General features: G+C 63.1%; 12 protein-coding genes and 1 pseudogene. 5 read left to right on the top strand and 8 right to left on the bottom strand.

All coding sequences use genetic code 11. The features are described 5' to 3' along the window. From AC1DX0_RS19545 to AC1DX0_RS19530, 4 genes and pseudogenes are all read right to left on the bottom strand, one after another. Positions 1-251 (bottom strand): annotated as a pseudogene (locus AC1DX0_RS19545) (hypothetical protein); the annotation flags it as partial. Continuing rightward, entirely contained in the window at positions 248-1,300 is a 1,053-nt protein-coding gene (locus AC1DX0_RS19540) for an ABC transporter permease (protein WP_477356492.1), read from the bottom strand. The pseudogene AC1DX0_RS19545 and the gene AC1DX0_RS19540, both read right to left, overlap by 4 nt. Beyond that, a complete protein-coding gene (locus tag AC1DX0_RS19535; RefSeq protein ID WP_477356490.1) occupies positions 1,297-2,781 on the bottom strand; it encodes a sugar ABC transporter ATP-binding protein in 1,485 nt (494 codons plus the stop codon). The genes AC1DX0_RS19540 and AC1DX0_RS19535 overlap by 4 nt, the downstream gene beginning before the upstream one ends. Before the next feature lie 143 nt (positions 2,782-2,924). Continuing rightward, positions 2,925-4,046, bottom strand: coding sequence for a substrate-binding domain-containing protein (locus tag AC1DX0_RS19530; RefSeq protein WP_477356488.1), 1,122 nt, complete (start codon positions 4,044-4,046; stop codon positions 2,925-2,927). A gap of 203 nt (positions 4,047-4,249) precedes the next feature. Here AC1DX0_RS19530 and AC1DX0_RS19525 point away from each other — a divergent pair, with 203 nt between their 5' ends. Both AC1DX0_RS19525 and AC1DX0_RS19520 read left to right on the top strand, forming a co-directional pair. Beyond that, entirely contained in the window at positions 4,250-5,272 is a 1,023-nt protein-coding gene (locus AC1DX0_RS19525; RefSeq protein ID WP_477220506.1) for a LacI family DNA-binding transcriptional regulator, read from the top strand. Next, positions 5,269-6,297, top strand: coding sequence for a CobW family GTP-binding protein (locus AC1DX0_RS19520; RefSeq protein WP_477220505.1), 1,029 nt, complete (start codon positions 5,269-5,271; stop codon positions 6,295-6,297). The genes AC1DX0_RS19525 and AC1DX0_RS19520 overlap by 4 nt, the downstream gene beginning before the upstream one ends. Positions 6,298-6,323: 26 nt before the next feature. Here the strand turns inward: AC1DX0_RS19520 and AC1DX0_RS19515 are convergent, their stop codons facing one another. Beyond that, positions 6,324-6,692, bottom strand: a complete 369-nt coding sequence (locus AC1DX0_RS19515) for a hypothetical protein (RefSeq protein ID WP_477356486.1) — start codon at positions 6,690-6,692, stop codon at positions 6,324-6,326. A gap of 403 nt (positions 6,693-7,095) precedes the next feature. Continuing rightward, the gene (locus AC1DX0_RS19510) at positions 7,096-7,536 is read right to left on the bottom strand and encodes an Lrp/AsnC family transcriptional regulator (protein WP_091582685.1); all 441 of its coding nucleotides are present in this window, start codon (positions 7,534-7,536) and stop codon (positions 7,096-7,098) included. Between the two features lie 136 nt (positions 7,537-7,672). On the opposite strand from AC1DX0_RS19510, the gene rocF reads away from it, so the two are divergent. Continuing rightward, positions 7,673-8,605, top strand: a complete 933-nt coding sequence (gene rocF, locus AC1DX0_RS19505) for an arginase (RefSeq protein WP_477356484.1) — start codon at positions 7,673-7,675, stop codon at positions 8,603-8,605. Positions 8,606-8,607: 2 nt separating this feature from the next. Further along, positions 8,608-9,663, top strand: a complete 1,056-nt coding sequence (locus AC1DX0_RS19500; protein WP_477356482.1) for an ornithine cyclodeaminase — start codon at positions 8,608-8,610, stop codon at positions 9,661-9,663. Between the two features lie 72 nt (positions 9,664-9,735). Here the strand turns inward: AC1DX0_RS19500 and AC1DX0_RS19495 are convergent, their stop codons facing one another. Together AC1DX0_RS19495 and AC1DX0_RS19490 are read right to left on the bottom strand one after the other, a co-directional pair. After that, on the bottom strand, positions 9,736-11,781 hold the full coding sequence (locus tag AC1DX0_RS19495) for an SPFH domain-containing protein (RefSeq protein ID WP_477220501.1): 2,046 nt from the start codon (positions 11,779-11,781) through the stop codon (positions 9,736-9,738). Between the two features lie 304 nt (positions 11,782-12,085). After that, positions 12,086-12,991, bottom strand: a complete 906-nt coding sequence (locus AC1DX0_RS19490) for a LysR family transcriptional regulator (RefSeq protein ID WP_477220500.1) — start codon at positions 12,989-12,991, stop codon at positions 12,086-12,088. Between the two features lie 120 nt (positions 12,992-13,111). Here AC1DX0_RS19490 and AC1DX0_RS19485 point away from each other — a divergent pair, with 120 nt between their 5' ends. Then, on the top strand, positions 13,112-14,446 hold the full coding sequence (locus AC1DX0_RS19485) for an amidohydrolase family protein (protein ID WP_477220499.1): 1,335 nt from the start codon (positions 13,112-13,114) through the stop codon (positions 14,444-14,446). Positions 14,447-14,589 lie beyond the last annotated feature (143 nt).

Genomic DNA, 14,589 nt, shown 5'->3' with positions numbered 1-14,589 from the left:
CCACCGGTCGGCCCACCGGGCATGCGCAGGCCAAAGATGCGCCCCGGCGCCAGCGGAATCTGGGCATCATAGCGATGACCGAGGGAAACGATCGCTCCGGTCCTGGCCAAGGCGAGCGCTTGCATCACCTTGTGCGGTCCCTGCAGATTGCCGTTGCCGCGCTGGTCGTTCGCCCCCCAGCGAGAAGGGTACCAGTTCGCACCGAGCGCGGGACTGGCGTCGGCGGGTTCGTCGGATGATTTGCCGGTCATTTGCTTACTCCCTCGGCAGGCGTGGCCGGCACACTGGCGCTGCTGCGCGCCGCGGCGTCGGCGGCGGTGCCCGCCACGGTCCGACGCTTGCTGKCGGTTACGGCCAGGCCCACCGCGATGATCAGGGTTGCGCCGTTGAACAGCGATTCCACGAAGAATGGCGCTCCCAGTTGATTGAGGCCGGCGACAGTGACGGCGAGCACCGCCACGGCCAGCACGGTACCCCAGACATTGACCCGTCCGGGCTTGATGGCCGTAGCGCCCAGCAGCGCGGCGGTGAAGGCGGGAAGCAGGTACTCCTGGCCGACCGAACTCTGGCCGACCTGCAATTGCGACTGCAGCACAATGCCGGCGAATGCCGAGAGCACGCCGGCAGCGACCAGCGCTCCGGTGACGTACTTCTTTTCCGAGATGCCGTTGAGCTGGGCGGCACGCGGATTTATGCCGAGCACATAGACGAAGCGGCCGACAGGCAGGAATTCGAGCACGACCCAGAGAACGATGGTGATGACCAGGACGTAGACCGCCGGCAGCGGCACGCCGTAGACCACGCTGGACAGGGCAAGGAAGGAATCGGGCAGGTTGGCCAGCACCTGCTGGCCGCCGGTGTACCACTGGTTGATGCCGAGCAGGACCGTCCCTGTACCCAGCGTGGCGATGAAGCTGTCGATGCCGACCACGGTGACCAACAAGCCGTTGATCAGGCCCACCAGCGCCCCGAGCGCCAGGATCAGCACCACGACCACCGGCCAAGGTATGCCCATGCCTTGGAGGCCGATCGCCAGCACCTGGGCGATGCCAAGGACGAAGGCGACCGACAGGTCGAAGCGATTGGCGGCGATGGGGATCATCGCGGCGAGCGCCACGATGGCCTGGATCGATTTGCTGCCGGCGAGCGCCTGGAAGTTGAAATAGGTGAGGAAGGTGTCGGGCTTGAGCGCCGAGAACAGGGCGATAAGCGCGACGAGGACAATCAGGAGACCCCAGACGGAAACGAACCGGGTCGCCCGCGCCATCGCGGTTCCGCGCTGCGAAAGTTGTGCAGTCATGCTGTGACCTCAAAAGTTTCGGCGCCGGCCGCCAGCGCCGTCAGGCGTGACACAGTCAACTGGTCGCGGGGTATTTCGGCCGCCACTCTACCGCGATTGAACACGAGCGCCCGGTGACACACCTTGGCCACTTCCTCGAAATCCGACGAGACCAAAAGCACAGCCATGCCTTTGGCGAGTGACCTCTGCATCAGGGCATAGATTTCGGCCTTCGAGCCGACGTCGACGCCTGTCGTGGGTTCTTCGAGGATGAGCAGATCGACGGCACCCTCGAGCCAGCGGGCAACGATGACTTTCTGCTGGTTGCCGCCACTCAGCGTCGCTATGGCCCGTTCCGGGTCGGAGGGGCGGATCGAGTAGCGAGCGACAACGCCTGCGGCACGGGCGCGCTCTGCCGCCGGATCGATCCAGCCCGAGGGCTTTGTCCCCGTCAAGGTCGGGTTGAGGTAGAGGTTTTCGCGCACGCTGAGCGAGGCGGCCATGCTCTCCTCGCCCCGCTTGCTCGAGATGAACCCGATGCCGGCCGCCATTGCCTGCTCCGCGGTGGCCGGCGCGATTTGGCGATCACCCAGGGTCACTGTCCCGCCATCGATCGGGCGATCGCCGAACAGAGCGCGGGCGATGGTGTCATGGCCCGCACCGCGCAGGCCGACCAGCCCGAGCGTCTCACCGGCCGGCACCGAGAAACTCACGGGTCCGGCAGGTCCCGACTGCAGCTCCGACACCGTGAGCAACGGCCGCACGGACGCCGGCGGCGGCACGAGTTCGGTCTCGCCAAGCTCCCGCCCGACGATCATCGCGACCAGCCGGGCGGGCACGGTATCTCTGACGTCGGCAGTCGCGACCTTGCGCCCGTCGCGCAGCACCGTCACCCGGTCGGCGATGCGAAACACTTCATCCAGGCGGTGCGAAACGTAGATGATGCCGAGCCCGTTCGCCTTGAGGCGGGCAAGCGCCTCGAACAGACGGCCGACATCGGCCTCCGGCAGGGACGCGGTCGGCTCGTCGAGCACCAGAATATCGCAGCGCGTGGCAAGCGCGCGGGCGATCGCCACGATCGACTTTTCGGCGGCCGTCAGCGTTCCGACGCGAGCCTCGGGATCGATGTCGCTGGCCATTGCCATCAGCGCCCGGCGCGCGGCGCGATCGGTTTCACGCCAGTCGATCAAACCGCGACGGCGGGAATAGCCGGCGGCGATCGCGACATTCTCGCCGACGCTCATGCTGTCCACGAGCCCGAGGTCCTGGTGGATGAAGTTGATCGGCAGCCGCTCGGTGATCGGGTCGGCCAGGCGGCCTGCGACACGGATGTCGCCAGCGAGCGCCGGATAAACACCGGCAAGGATCTTGATCAGCGTCGACTTGCCGGCGCCGTTCTGGCCAAGCAGAGCATGTATCTCTCCACGCCGCAGGTCGAAGTCGACATTGTCGAGCGCGAGCGTTCCGGTAAACGCCTTCGAAAGACCGGTGATTGAAAGCACCGGTTCGTCGCCCCGGTGTGGCGAGGATGGCTCAAACGGCATGGGCGGTACTCAAGCTGGCCGCGCGAACCCGTGGTCCGCGCCTGCAGAAATACGCGGCGTCGTCCGAAGGAACGACGCCGCGCTTGTCGTTGCGAAGCAGTCTACTTGACACCCCAATTGCTCAGGTAGTGTTCCTTGTAGCCATTTGACGGCACGAAGTTGTTCTTKTCGCCGCCTTCCTTGTCGACGTTTTGCGGCGTCACCAGATAGGGCGGCTGCACGAAACCGCTCGGCGCCTGCTTGTTGAAGGCGCGGTTGAACTCGTCGACCGCCTGATAGGCCTGCAACTCGATTGGCTCGGAAACCGTCACGGTCTGGAAATTGCCTTTGCGGATGCGGTCATAGGCCGACCGGTTGCCGTCCGCGCCGATCAATTTGACGTCAGCCGGCTTGAGCCCGCCCGTGCGCAGCACCGGCACGGCGAAGTCGAAGTCGTTGTCGCCGACGGAGGTGATGTAGAGCGGCGTCCCGAAACGCTGGATCCAGCTGGTGGTCAACTGCGGCATGCGCTGAGCCGCCTCGGAGGCCGGCGAGTTCGCATATTCGACGACCTGACAGGTCGTGCACTTGGCGACCTGGTCGCGCGTCGCCTTCGATTTGGTCTCGGCGATCTGGTACTCGTTATGGGTCAGCACGACGACCTTGGCCTTCCCGTCGCTGTCGGCGATCGCCCAGTCGGCTTCGGCGGCGCCAATCTCGCGCGGGTCTTCCTGGATGTTCACGAACAGTCCGAGATCGGGCTGCGGTCCTGGCAGCGATGCGGCATGCATGCCGATCACCGTGATGCCGGCCTTGTTGGCAGCGGCAATCGGATCCTTGAGGCTCGCGGCGTCGGCGAAGATCGCGATGCCGTTGGGCTTCAGCGCGATTGCCTGGTTGAAGCCGGAGAGCCAGGAGGTCGGGCTGCCCTTGCCGTCGATGACCGTCACGTCCCAGCCGAGCTTGGTTCCGGCTTCCTTCATGAACTGACCATAGAGGTGCGAGATGTCGTTCTGCTCGTCACCCGACAGGAAAACCAGTTTCATACCTTTGGCGGGAGCGGGCGCACTGGTCGGTCCCTCCCAGGTGGTCTGCGGGCCGGCATATTTGGCGACCGCCGCCTTTGCATTCGCCACGGCGTCATCGGCATGAGCCAGGCTGGCGAATCCCGCCGCCTGCAGCGCCAGGAGGGCAACCCCTCCCCACCGCAGTGCCGGACCGCCTCGTCCAAAGCGCTTGTTCATTTCGTTCTCCATCCCATTGAACACCACCTCACCTCGGCGAACCGATCCCGCGGGTGGTACCGGCACGACAATTGCAAATCCTCAGGCAGGATGCAACAACTTTTGCATCGATCTAAAAGCTTGACCCCAAACGAACTGGGACCTATTGATCCAATCTTGACCTTGTGCGATAAAAATTTATGGATCGATCCAAGAAGAATCAGATGGATGGCCGCCTCCCGCCATCCGCCAGCGCTGACCAGCGCGTGACCCTCAGCGACATCGCTGATTTCGCCGACGTATCGCGCTCGACCGTGTCGCTGGTGCTTCGCGAGAGCCCGCTGGTGGCGGAAGTGACGCGGGTGCGGGTGCTCGAGGCGATTGCCGAACTCGGCTACGTCTACAATCGCGGCGCGGCCTCGATGCGTTCAGGGCGCTCGCAGACGGTGGGGCTGGTCGTTGCGGAAATCACCAATCCCTTTTACGCCGAACTCACTGCCGGCATCGAGCGCGTGCTCGAGGAAGCAGGGCTGCTGACCTTCCTTGCGAACACCAATGACAGCACCGAGCGACAATCGCGTTTCATCCAGCGCATGCGCGAACAGGGCGCTGACGGCATCATCCTCAGCCCCGCCGAGGGAACGGACCGCAAGGTCATCGAGGAGTTGCAGCGCTCGCGTGTACCGGTGGTGCAGATTCTCAGGCAGGTGGCCGGCACTGCCACGGACTATGTCGGCGCCGACTATCGGCTTGGGACGGAACTCGCGACCGAGCATCTCATCGAGCGCGGGCATACCAGGATAGCCTTCATTGGCGCGGACCGGCAGACCTCGGCTTCGGCGGAGCGCTTGGCTGGCTTCACCGGCGCCCTGCGACGGCACGGGCTGAATCCAGCCCATGTCATGCCCTGCCCGTCCCTTCGCGTTGAAGCTGCCGAGAGGGTCATGGCGCTGCTGGCCGGTCCGAACCGGCCGACGGCGCTACTCTGCCACAACGACGTCATTGCCCATGGCGCCCTCAGCGCGCTTTACCGTCTCAACCTTGAGCCGGGCCGCGACGTGGCGGTGATCGGGTTCGACAATGTCGCGGAATCGGCAATCAGCCAGCCGCCTTTGACCACAATCGCGGTCGGTACCAGCCATATCGGAGAGGTGGCCGCCCACCGCCTGCTGCAACGCATCGCCCATCCGACGGCAATGCCCGAACGGATCATTTTGCCACCGCGCCTCGTCATTCGGGCCACGTGAGCAGCGAACCGGACGGACCTCCGCGCTGGCCCGTCACACTGCTGACCGGCATGCTCGGCAGCGGCAAGACGACCCTGCTTCGGCACATTCTCCTTGACCCGGCCATGCGCGGCACTGCCGTGTTCATCAACGAGATTGGCGAGATCGGGATCGATCATCACCTGATCGAAAGGATCGATGGCGAAACGGTGCTGATGCGCAGCGGCTGCCTGTGCTGCACCATGCGCGCCGACCTGCCGCAAAGCCTCAACGCCTTGCGCCGCCGTTGGGTTGGCGACGATCGCCTGGACCTGCGGCGCGTGTTGATTGAGACAACCGGACTGGCTGTGCCCGGGCCGATCTTGCGCGAGCTTGCGACGAATCCGCTGGTTGCCGGCGATTTCCCGCTGTCTTCGGTGGTCGCGACGGTCGATGCCCAGCACGCCTTGCACCAGACCCATACCCGTGAGGAGGCCCGCCAGCAAATCGCTGTGGCCGATCTCGTCGTCCTGACGAAAACCGACCTCGCGAGCGAGACGACAACAGCGGCCGTTCGCGCTGAAGTCTCGGGACTCAATCCACACGCACCAGTCATCGCCGTGACGTCAGGTGTCGTGGACGCAAAGCGTCTCATGATTGCCGACGATGACCGCAAGAAAGACTTCGGAGCGTGGGCCGATGTCGACGGCGTTCCCGACCGGCTTCGCCATGCGCCCCATGCGCACAACGGCATCGGCACCCTGTCGCTCGAGGCCCGGGATCCGGTCGCCTGGGCCGCACTTACCGCCTTCCTATCCGGCCTCGTTGGCGAGTTCGCGCCATCCCTTTTGCGCTTCAAGGGCATCCTCAACGTGGTGGGGTCGGACCTGCCGGTGGTCGTGCACGGGGTCCACGATGCCTTTTACCCCGCCGAAACGCTGGCGGCCTGGCCAACGGAAGACCACAATTCCCGGCTGGTCATCATCCTCGATCACATGGCACAGCAGCGCGAAAACCTCGCCCGGCTGATAGGCTCGAGCGGCATCGACTGGTCTATCGCCGGCTGACTTGGCGCAACGGCAGCCGACCCAAGTCAGATTGCAAGACTGGCGACGCCCTCGAAGGCATGCTGGGCACCGGCCCCTTCCGCAGGMTCGCAAATATGGTGGCGTATCCGGCCATCGAACAGCTTCAACAACTCGGCAGTGACGCCTCGGCTAACGGTTCGAACCTCCGACTGCAGCGACMTGCGCAGGGTCTCCAGATCCGGATAATGGAACGAGAGAACCATGGGGCAGGACGGCACTCCGTCGTCATGCTCGACTTCGAACGAGACCGTAACGTTCTGGCATCCCGGAAACGTCGTCCAGAGCGGAATGAGGCGCTCCTGGACGATGCTCCTGAACTCGGCCTCCCGACCCGGGTGGATGGTGCCTTCGAAGAACGCGTAACGAACCGTCATGCTGCTGCAGCCCCATGGACATTGCCGCCTGCCTCGAAACCGCCAGGGCCGCCATCCGGGACAGGCCAGTCCTGCGAAGCGCAATCCAGGCACGCAGTCGCTTCTATCTCCCCCTTTGGCCGCCTGACAAGCCGCGCCGAGTTCACGTTGACGAATGCGGACAGTTCGCGCAAAGCCGTTGATGACGCGGCTCACCCACCTGGGCAGCCCTGGCTTCATCCTCATGCCGGGTTCCGGATGCTCCGGCGAACAACCTCCTGGGTGAGGTAATTTCCGTCGGCAGGCAGCGCCCGAAAAGGAGCAGCGCGGGTGAACCGTCTTTGGTGCAGCAGGGCTGTTTTAGCGGATGGTAAAGCGACACTAAGGGCGACCAGACCATCGATCCTTCTGCTCGTCGCAAGAGCTAGGTCAGTCGTGCTCGCGTCGTGCGTGGCGTCGCCAGCAGTAGACTGGTTTCGCTGCCCGTTATGCCGGCTATGAGGCGGATGCGCCGTAGCACCGCATCGAAATCAGTCAGCGAGGCCGTGCCGAGTTCAACCACCAGATCCCATCGACCATTGGTGGTATGGATGGTCGAGACTTCAGGGAAGCCACCCAGCGCCCGGACCACGCGGTCGGCGGCATGGCCCTCAATTTCGATGAGCATGATACCGCGAATGCGCTGATCGACCGCGTCGGCGCGCAGCACCACAGTGTAGCCGATGATCTCGCCGGACCGTTCGAGCCGCTCCATACGCGCCCTGACCGTGGCACGCGAGACGCCGAGATCGACGGCGAGATCCGACACGCTGCGCCGCGCGTCATGCCGGAGCAAGGTCACGAGCCGTTCGTCCAGTGCATCCATGACGGGTTACCATTTTGATCAATTTCGCTGCCATTACGATAAACGATGCTTTTCGAATTGCCAATTCTGCCTGTTCATATCGCCGGCTCGCCATGATCTTCTCGCGCTCATTCGAACTTGGGCCGCGGGAAAAAGAATGCGTTGCAGAATCGTCGGGGCGCCGGTGCAGGACGGCGCAGGCAGGATGGGATGCGAAATGGGGCCGAGTGCGCTTAGGACCGCCGGACTTGCCGATGTGCTGTCAGGCCTCGGCCACGATGTCGAGGACATGGGCGCCGTTCAGCCGCTTCCAGCAAGGCGCCTTGTGCATGGCAATCTGGCGCTGAAGGCCCTGCCCGAGATATCGGCCTGGACATCCGCCATTGCCGCGGCCGCCTACGCGGCGAGCGAGGACGCCATGCCGATCTTTCTCGGCGGCGACCATTCGATCTCRGCSGGAACCGTGTCGGGCCTCGCCCGCCGCGCCGCWGARGCCRGGCGCCCRCTGTTCGTRYTGTGGCTCGACGCSCATCCGGACTTYCACACGCTCGACWCCACCGCCAGCGGCAATCTGCACGGTGTYCCGCTCGCYTACGCCAGCGGCCAGCCGGGTTTCAGCGGCTATTTTCCGGATCTGCCGGCAGCGGTCGACCCCAAGCGTATCTGCACCATGGGGCTGCGCAGTGTCGACCCGGCCGAGCGCAGCGCGCTCAAYCAGGCGGGCGTGACYGTGCACGACATGCGCGCCATCGACGAGYAYGGCATCGCGCCGCTGCTRCGCGCCTTCCTGGCGCGYGTRKCRGMGGAAGRCGGGCTGCTGCATGTCAGTCTCGACGTCGACTTCCTCGACCCATCAATCGCGCCGGCAGTCGGCACCACGGTCCCCGGCGGCGCGACGTTCCGCGAGGCGCATCTGGTGATGGAGATGCTGTCCGACAGCGGCCTCGTCTCCAGTCTGGACCTTGTCGAGTTGAATCCCTTTCTGGACGAGCGCGGCCGCACCGCGACTCTGATGGTTGACCTGACGGCGAGCCTGATGGGGCGCCGCATCATGGACCGTCCGACCCGCAGCCATTCCGGGAGCTTTTGATAATGACCACGGCCAAGCTGAACATCGTCCCCTTCGTCAGCGTCGACCGCATGATGAAGCTGGTGATCGCCATCGGCGTCGAGCGCTTCCTGACCGAGCTCGCCGGCTACATCGAAGAAGACTTCCGTCGCTGGGAGCTTTTCGACAAGACGCCCCGCATCGCCTCGCACAGCCATGACGGCGTCATCGAACTGATGCCGACAAGTGATGGGCGCCTCTATGGCTTCAAATATGTCAACGGGCATCCGAAGAACATGCGCCAGGGCCTGCAGACGGTGACCGCCTTCGGCGTGCTCGCCGATGTTGGAAGCGGCTACCCAATGCTGCTCACCGAAATGACCATCCTGACGGCGCTGCGCACCGCCGCCACTTCAGCAGTCGCGGCCAAGTATCTGGCACCGCGCGGTGCGCGCACCATGGCCATCATCGGCAATGGCGCGCAGTCGGAATTCCAGGCGATCGCCTTCAAGGCGCTGACCGGCATCGATCGGCTCAGGCTCTACGACATCGACCGCTCAGCCTCGATGAAATGCGCGAAGAACCTGGCTGGCATGGGATTTGACATCACTATCTGCGCAACCGGACAGGAAGCGGTTGAAGGCGCCGGGATCATCACGACCGTTACCGCCGACAAACAGTGCGCCACCATCCTCACCGACAACATGGTYGGCTCCGGCGTCCACATCAACGCSGTYGGCGGCGAYTGCCCYGGCAAGACCGAACTSCACAAGGACATCYTGCTGCGCTCCGACATTTTCGTMGAGTTCCCGCCRCAGACACGCATCGAGGGCGARATCCAGCAGCTGGATCCCRACYATCCGGTGACMGARCTCTGGSAAGTGATCGCCGCCAAGGCGCAAGGCCGCCGAGACGGCAAACAGATCACGCTGTTCGATTCTGTCGGCTTCGCCATCGAGGATTTTTCGGCGCTGCGCTATGTGCGCGACCAGTTGCAAGCAACCGGCCTTTATGAAGAACTTGACCTTCTGGCTGACCCCGACGAACCACGCGACCTGTTCGGCATGTTGCTGAGGGCGGCCATGCAACCGGCTGCCTGAGGCGGCCTGCATCTCGCCGCGGTATGTTTCGGCAGAGCGCAAAATGGGCCGGTACAACCGGCCCATCCCTAGTCATTCCTCCTCAACGGGTGCCGGGATCTCATCCGGTACGGTCTGCGGTCCAACCCGGTCGGCGACGAGCATCGAGAGCATCATCTCGACAAGGCCATTGGCGGCCCCCTTCTCGCCACCTGTCGCGCCGATCTGGATCTGCGGCACGAGCGGTATCCTGCCATTTTCGATTGCCTCGGCGAAGCGCATGAGAACCTGCGAGTTGAGCTGATAGTCCGGGCCGCCGAAGGCCGCGACCTTCTTTTCGGTGGCTTCGGCCTCCGCCAGACCGATGGCGCGCACCCTCTCGGCATCCGCAAAACCGGTCGCCTTGATGCGTTCGGCATCGGCATACGCGATAGCCTTGATCATGTCGGCCTCGCCCTGGCCGCCGAGGCGCACCTTCTCGGCCTCCGCCTTGGCAGTGACCTGAATGGTTTCCGCCTGCTGGCGGGTGCGGGCGAGTTGCGCCTTGCCCTCGTTCTCGCTGATCTCGATGGTAAGCGCCGACGTCGTGATCTTGGCTTGCTGTTCGGCGAGCGCCTCCTTCTCACGCAACGTGCGTTCCTGAATGGCCGCCTTCTCCTGCAATTTATAAGTCTCGACCTTTTCCACAGCGATCTGGCGCTCGCGCAGCTGGATCAGGATCTGCTCTATGCTGTTCTGGCCATTGGCGGCTCGGGGCGTACCAATCAACACTTCCTGCAGCTCAAGGCTGTAGGTATTGAATTTTTCGCGCATCTCCTCGCCCGATTTGCGCTGGATGTCGCTACGCTCCTGCAAAAGCTGGATCAGCGTCTTTGTCTGGGCGATATTCTTGAAGTAGGCAGAAACCATCGGGTCGAGCGTTTGTTCGACCAGCCGCTTGATGTCACCGAAACGCTGCACCACCAGCGGCGCCTTCATATAGTCGATATGCACGACGACGGAGAGCGGCAGCACCGGCTCGAACGCATCCTTGGTGATCAACGACACTTCAGACAGGTTCTCGTCCAGCCTGTGTTCGCCAAACTGTTCCTTCGTCCATTTGAGCACGAAGTTGGTGGTCGGCACGGTGATGATTTTGCCGGCATAGGTATTGAACGCATACTTGCCTGGCAGTAGCGGCGTTGACCAGACACCGCGTGCGCCGATTTCTACCAGCTCGCCGTGACGGTATGCCTGCCCGGATATATCCGTGCCGTGGCGGCCGTTATAGGAGACAACGACACCCACCGTGCCAACGTCAATGATCGTCTTCTCGACCAGTTCGACGGTCGCGAAGATACGATTGAGGAAGTAGCTGCCGTCGGCTAGCACCTGCAGCTGCCGGCCACGGTAGCCACCGGCATTGAGAAACTTCTCCGGGTCCTGAAAATTGTTGTGGAAGTTCGGGTCGTTCGGATCGTTGGCGACGGTCGGTGCGATGATCTCGCCGTCCGGCAGGGCCGGACCGTCATGGATGGTGACGATACCGATCATGTCCTCGGCATTATGGATGACGACTGGCTCAAAGCCGCCCCGCTCCGAGATCATGCTGGACATATTGGAAAAAAGGTTTTGTTCCGACACGCTCAGATTAACGGAATAGATCGACTGGGCGGTCAGCACGATGAATTGTGCGAGATTGATGGCGTAAGTGCCTTCACGCAAGATCTTGCGTTGCGGTCCTTTCTGTCCGCCTTTTTCGAGAAAGCCGCGCACATCCTGGAAATCGTCGGCGTCGGTGTTGCAAGCAAGTGTCTGCGTCGGAGGCAGCGGCTTGCCATCACGGGCAAACACATAGCCGATCTGACCCTGCGGGATGGTGACAAGATTGGCGCGATGCATCGAATATTGGAACGGCATGAAGAAGTGCAGGCCACCGCGCACGACTTCCGGCTGGTAGCCTGCCTCACGGTTGAGCGCGATGAAGCCATTGCTAACGGAGCCGCGAAAACTCCATAGTTTTTCCAGGATGCCGAGCCTGTCGTTTGGGATGTAGCGGACCACACCGCTCCACCAGAACAGGATTGCCAGCACGACGACCAGCACGGCGACCTCGATCGCCGTCCATTCCATCGGGCCGAGATATTGTAGGGCTTCCATTTCTTCTCTCCTATGGGCGCGCGGGTTCGTTCACCCGACGGCCACCCGGTTGGTGTTGATTGATGAAGTGGGGAGATCGCGCACCGACACGCTCGACGCGCTAAGGGCGAGTCGAACGTTTGGGCTGCTCATTGGATGGGGAAATGACCGCGCGTCCCGAGTCCCCAGTGAGGGGTGGCGTGGCCGTGAACGATGTCACATCGGTTTTGCCTTGATAGACATAACGGAAGATGACGTAGGGAGCGCGCCAACAGGTTTAAAGATATTCCGCGCGGGAATAGTATAAATATTTCCAACGCTTTCGTTACAACTCCCGACACACCTCGACGCAGAAATCGACGAAGGCGCGCACCTTGGCAGGCGGATGCTTGCGCGACGGGTGAAAGGCAAACAGCGGGAAGAGCTCGCCATGCCAGTCCGGAAAGAGATCGATCAGCGCCCCATCCGCCAACAATTCCCTGACGCCCCAACTGATGACTTGGGTGACACCCGTTCCGGCGATGCATTCCTCCAGCATCGATTTGGGGTCGGTGAAGGTCAGAGGTCCGCTGGTCGGAACCTCGATCGTTTCCTCGCCGCGCACGAACGCCCAGTCGAATGGCGTGCCGCTGTGTGGGTCCAGGAATTGCAGGCATCGATGCGCCGGGAGGTCGGTGGGCTGGCCCGGCCGTCCATGGCGCACGATATAGCGCGGAGATGCGACGGTCAGGATCGGCGCCTCGATCAACTTGCGCGCAACCAGCGTCGAGAAACGTGGCTGTCCGAAACGGATYGCAAGGTCGATGCCATCGGACACCAGGTCGCCGAACTGCTCTTTCGAGACGAACTCGATCGTCAGGTCGGGATAGCGATCACAAAAGGCGCCGAGCCGGCCTGCCAGAACCAGCGGCAGAAAGAAGGGGTCGATGTCCACCTTGAGGCGGCCGCGCACAGCTGACGCGGTACCAGAGGCGACAACCGCCGCATCCTCGATCGCATTCAGGTGCGGCTTCACCTCCTCGTAAAAGCGCCGGCCTTCATCGGTCAGCGACAGGGATCGCGTGGTTCGATCGAACAGCCGCACACCCAGACGCGCCTCGAGCCGTCCAATGGCCCGGCTGACGCCTGAATCGGTGATGCCGATCAGCTCGGCGGCTTTGACGAAGGTGCCGCCTTCGACGACCGCCGCCAGCACGCTGACCCCGGACAAGATCCTGCCATCGAACGCCATAACTATTCCTGATTTTCAGTCAGGAAGCATCGGACATATCAGCACTTAATTCAAGTTCGTCCAGGAGCGATAAGGCTGGCCATACGCAACCCACCAGCACGCATCTGGAAGGAACAGGCCATGAGCACTCAGAACAATCCCCGCACACTATTCAAGGGCGGCACCGTCATCACGATGGATGCCGCCGTCCCCAATCTCGCGACCGGCGACGTTCTTGTCGAGAACGATCGCATCGTCGCGATCGGTGCAAACATCCAGGCGGATGGCGCCGAAATCATCGACGCCTCCACAAGCATCGTCATGCCGGGGCTGGTCGATGCGCATCATCACATGTGGCTCGGCGTGATGCGCCGTCTGATGCCTGACGTCGACGACCTCTTTGCCTATATCGGCGCCGTCGCCGAAACGCTCGGCGCGCACTACCGCCCGCACGACATGTCTATCAGCACCAGCCTGACGGCCGCCGCCTCGCTCGATGCCGGCATAACGACGATCATCGACGCTTGCCACAGTTCGCGCAGCCCCGAACACACCGATGCGGCGCTCGACGCGCTCAAGGGCTCCGGCATCCGCGCGCTGCACCTGGCAGGTGCCGCCATGGACAAGAAGGCGTCCAGCGCGCACCTGCCTGGCGATCTCGAACGCCTCGCCCGCAACTGGAATGCTGGCGGTCTGGTGCAGGTTGGACTGTTCGGCCAGTTCAATCTCGACTGGTGGAAGGTCGCGCGCGACCTCGACATGCGGATACTGACCGAGTTCATCGGCGATCTCGCGAAACTGCCTGCGGAAGTGACCGAAAATGGCTTGTTGGGTCCGCACAACATTTTCAACCATTGCACCCGCCTACCCGAAGACACCTGGAAGCACTTTGCCGACGCCGGGGTCAACGTGACCGTCAATCCGCGTTCCGACGCGCTGTTTGGCTTCGATGACGACCGCTTCGCCTATCAGCAGGCCATCGACCATGGTCTGGCGCCAGCGCTTGGCATCGACCTCGACACCGCCTTCGGCAGCGACCTGTTCGGCGAAATGCATGCATTGTTTGGGCAGCAGCGTTCGGCAATGCGCTACCGCCGCTTCCGCGGCGAAACCAACGTGCCGGGGCCGATCTCGGTCGAAGCGGTGCTGCAAGCCGCCACCATCAATGGCGCCCGTGCCGCCGGCCTTGAAGCCGCCATCGGCACTCTCACATCAGGCAAGCAGGCCGACATCATCATGGTCCGCACCAACGATGTCGCCGTATTCCCGGTCTCCAACGCGATCGGCACGATCGTCCAGGCGGTCGAACGCTCCGACGTCGACACCGTGATGGTCGCCGGCAAGATCCGCAAACGCGCCGGCAAGCTGGTCGACGTCGATCTGGCCAGGCTGGCGTCCGAGGCAACCGCCTCACGCGACTATCTGCTCGAAACCAGCGGTTATCGCTCCAGTCTCTTCGGAGCCTCTGCGAAGTAATCCGTCTGATCTGGCTGGTCGCCCAACAAGTGACGATCAGCCCCCCAACCCACTCATGGAGGCTGTCATGTCAGCACTCGCCAGCTCTGCGGCGAACCGGTCGAATGCCGCGCCGGCTCATCTTTCCCGTCCCGCGCCCAGCA

This window comes from Mesorhizobium sp. P3_A9 (assembly GCF_056402975.1).
Note: the sequence above shows the minus strand (reverse complement) of the source record. Positions and strands in the feature narration are given on the sequence as shown.

What these genes read in the sequence shown, in the direction of transcription:
- AC1DX0_RS19510 (WP_091582685.1), bottom strand. Translation starts at nt 7,536, where the DNA reads ATGGATGCACTGGACGAACGGCTCGTGACCTTGCTCCGGCATGACGCG.
- AC1DX0_RS19495 (WP_477220501.1), bottom strand. Translation starts at nt 11,781, where the DNA reads ATGGAAGCCCTACAATATCTCGGCCCGATGGAATGGACGGCGATCGAG.
- AC1DX0_RS19525 (WP_477220506.1), top strand. Translation starts at nt 4,250, where the DNA reads ATGGATGGCCGCCTCCCGCCATCCGCCAGCGCTGACCAGCGCGTGACC.
- AC1DX0_RS19485 (WP_477220499.1), top strand. Translation starts at nt 13,112, where the DNA reads ATGAGCACTCAGAACAATCCCCGCACACTATTCAAGGGCGGCACCGTC.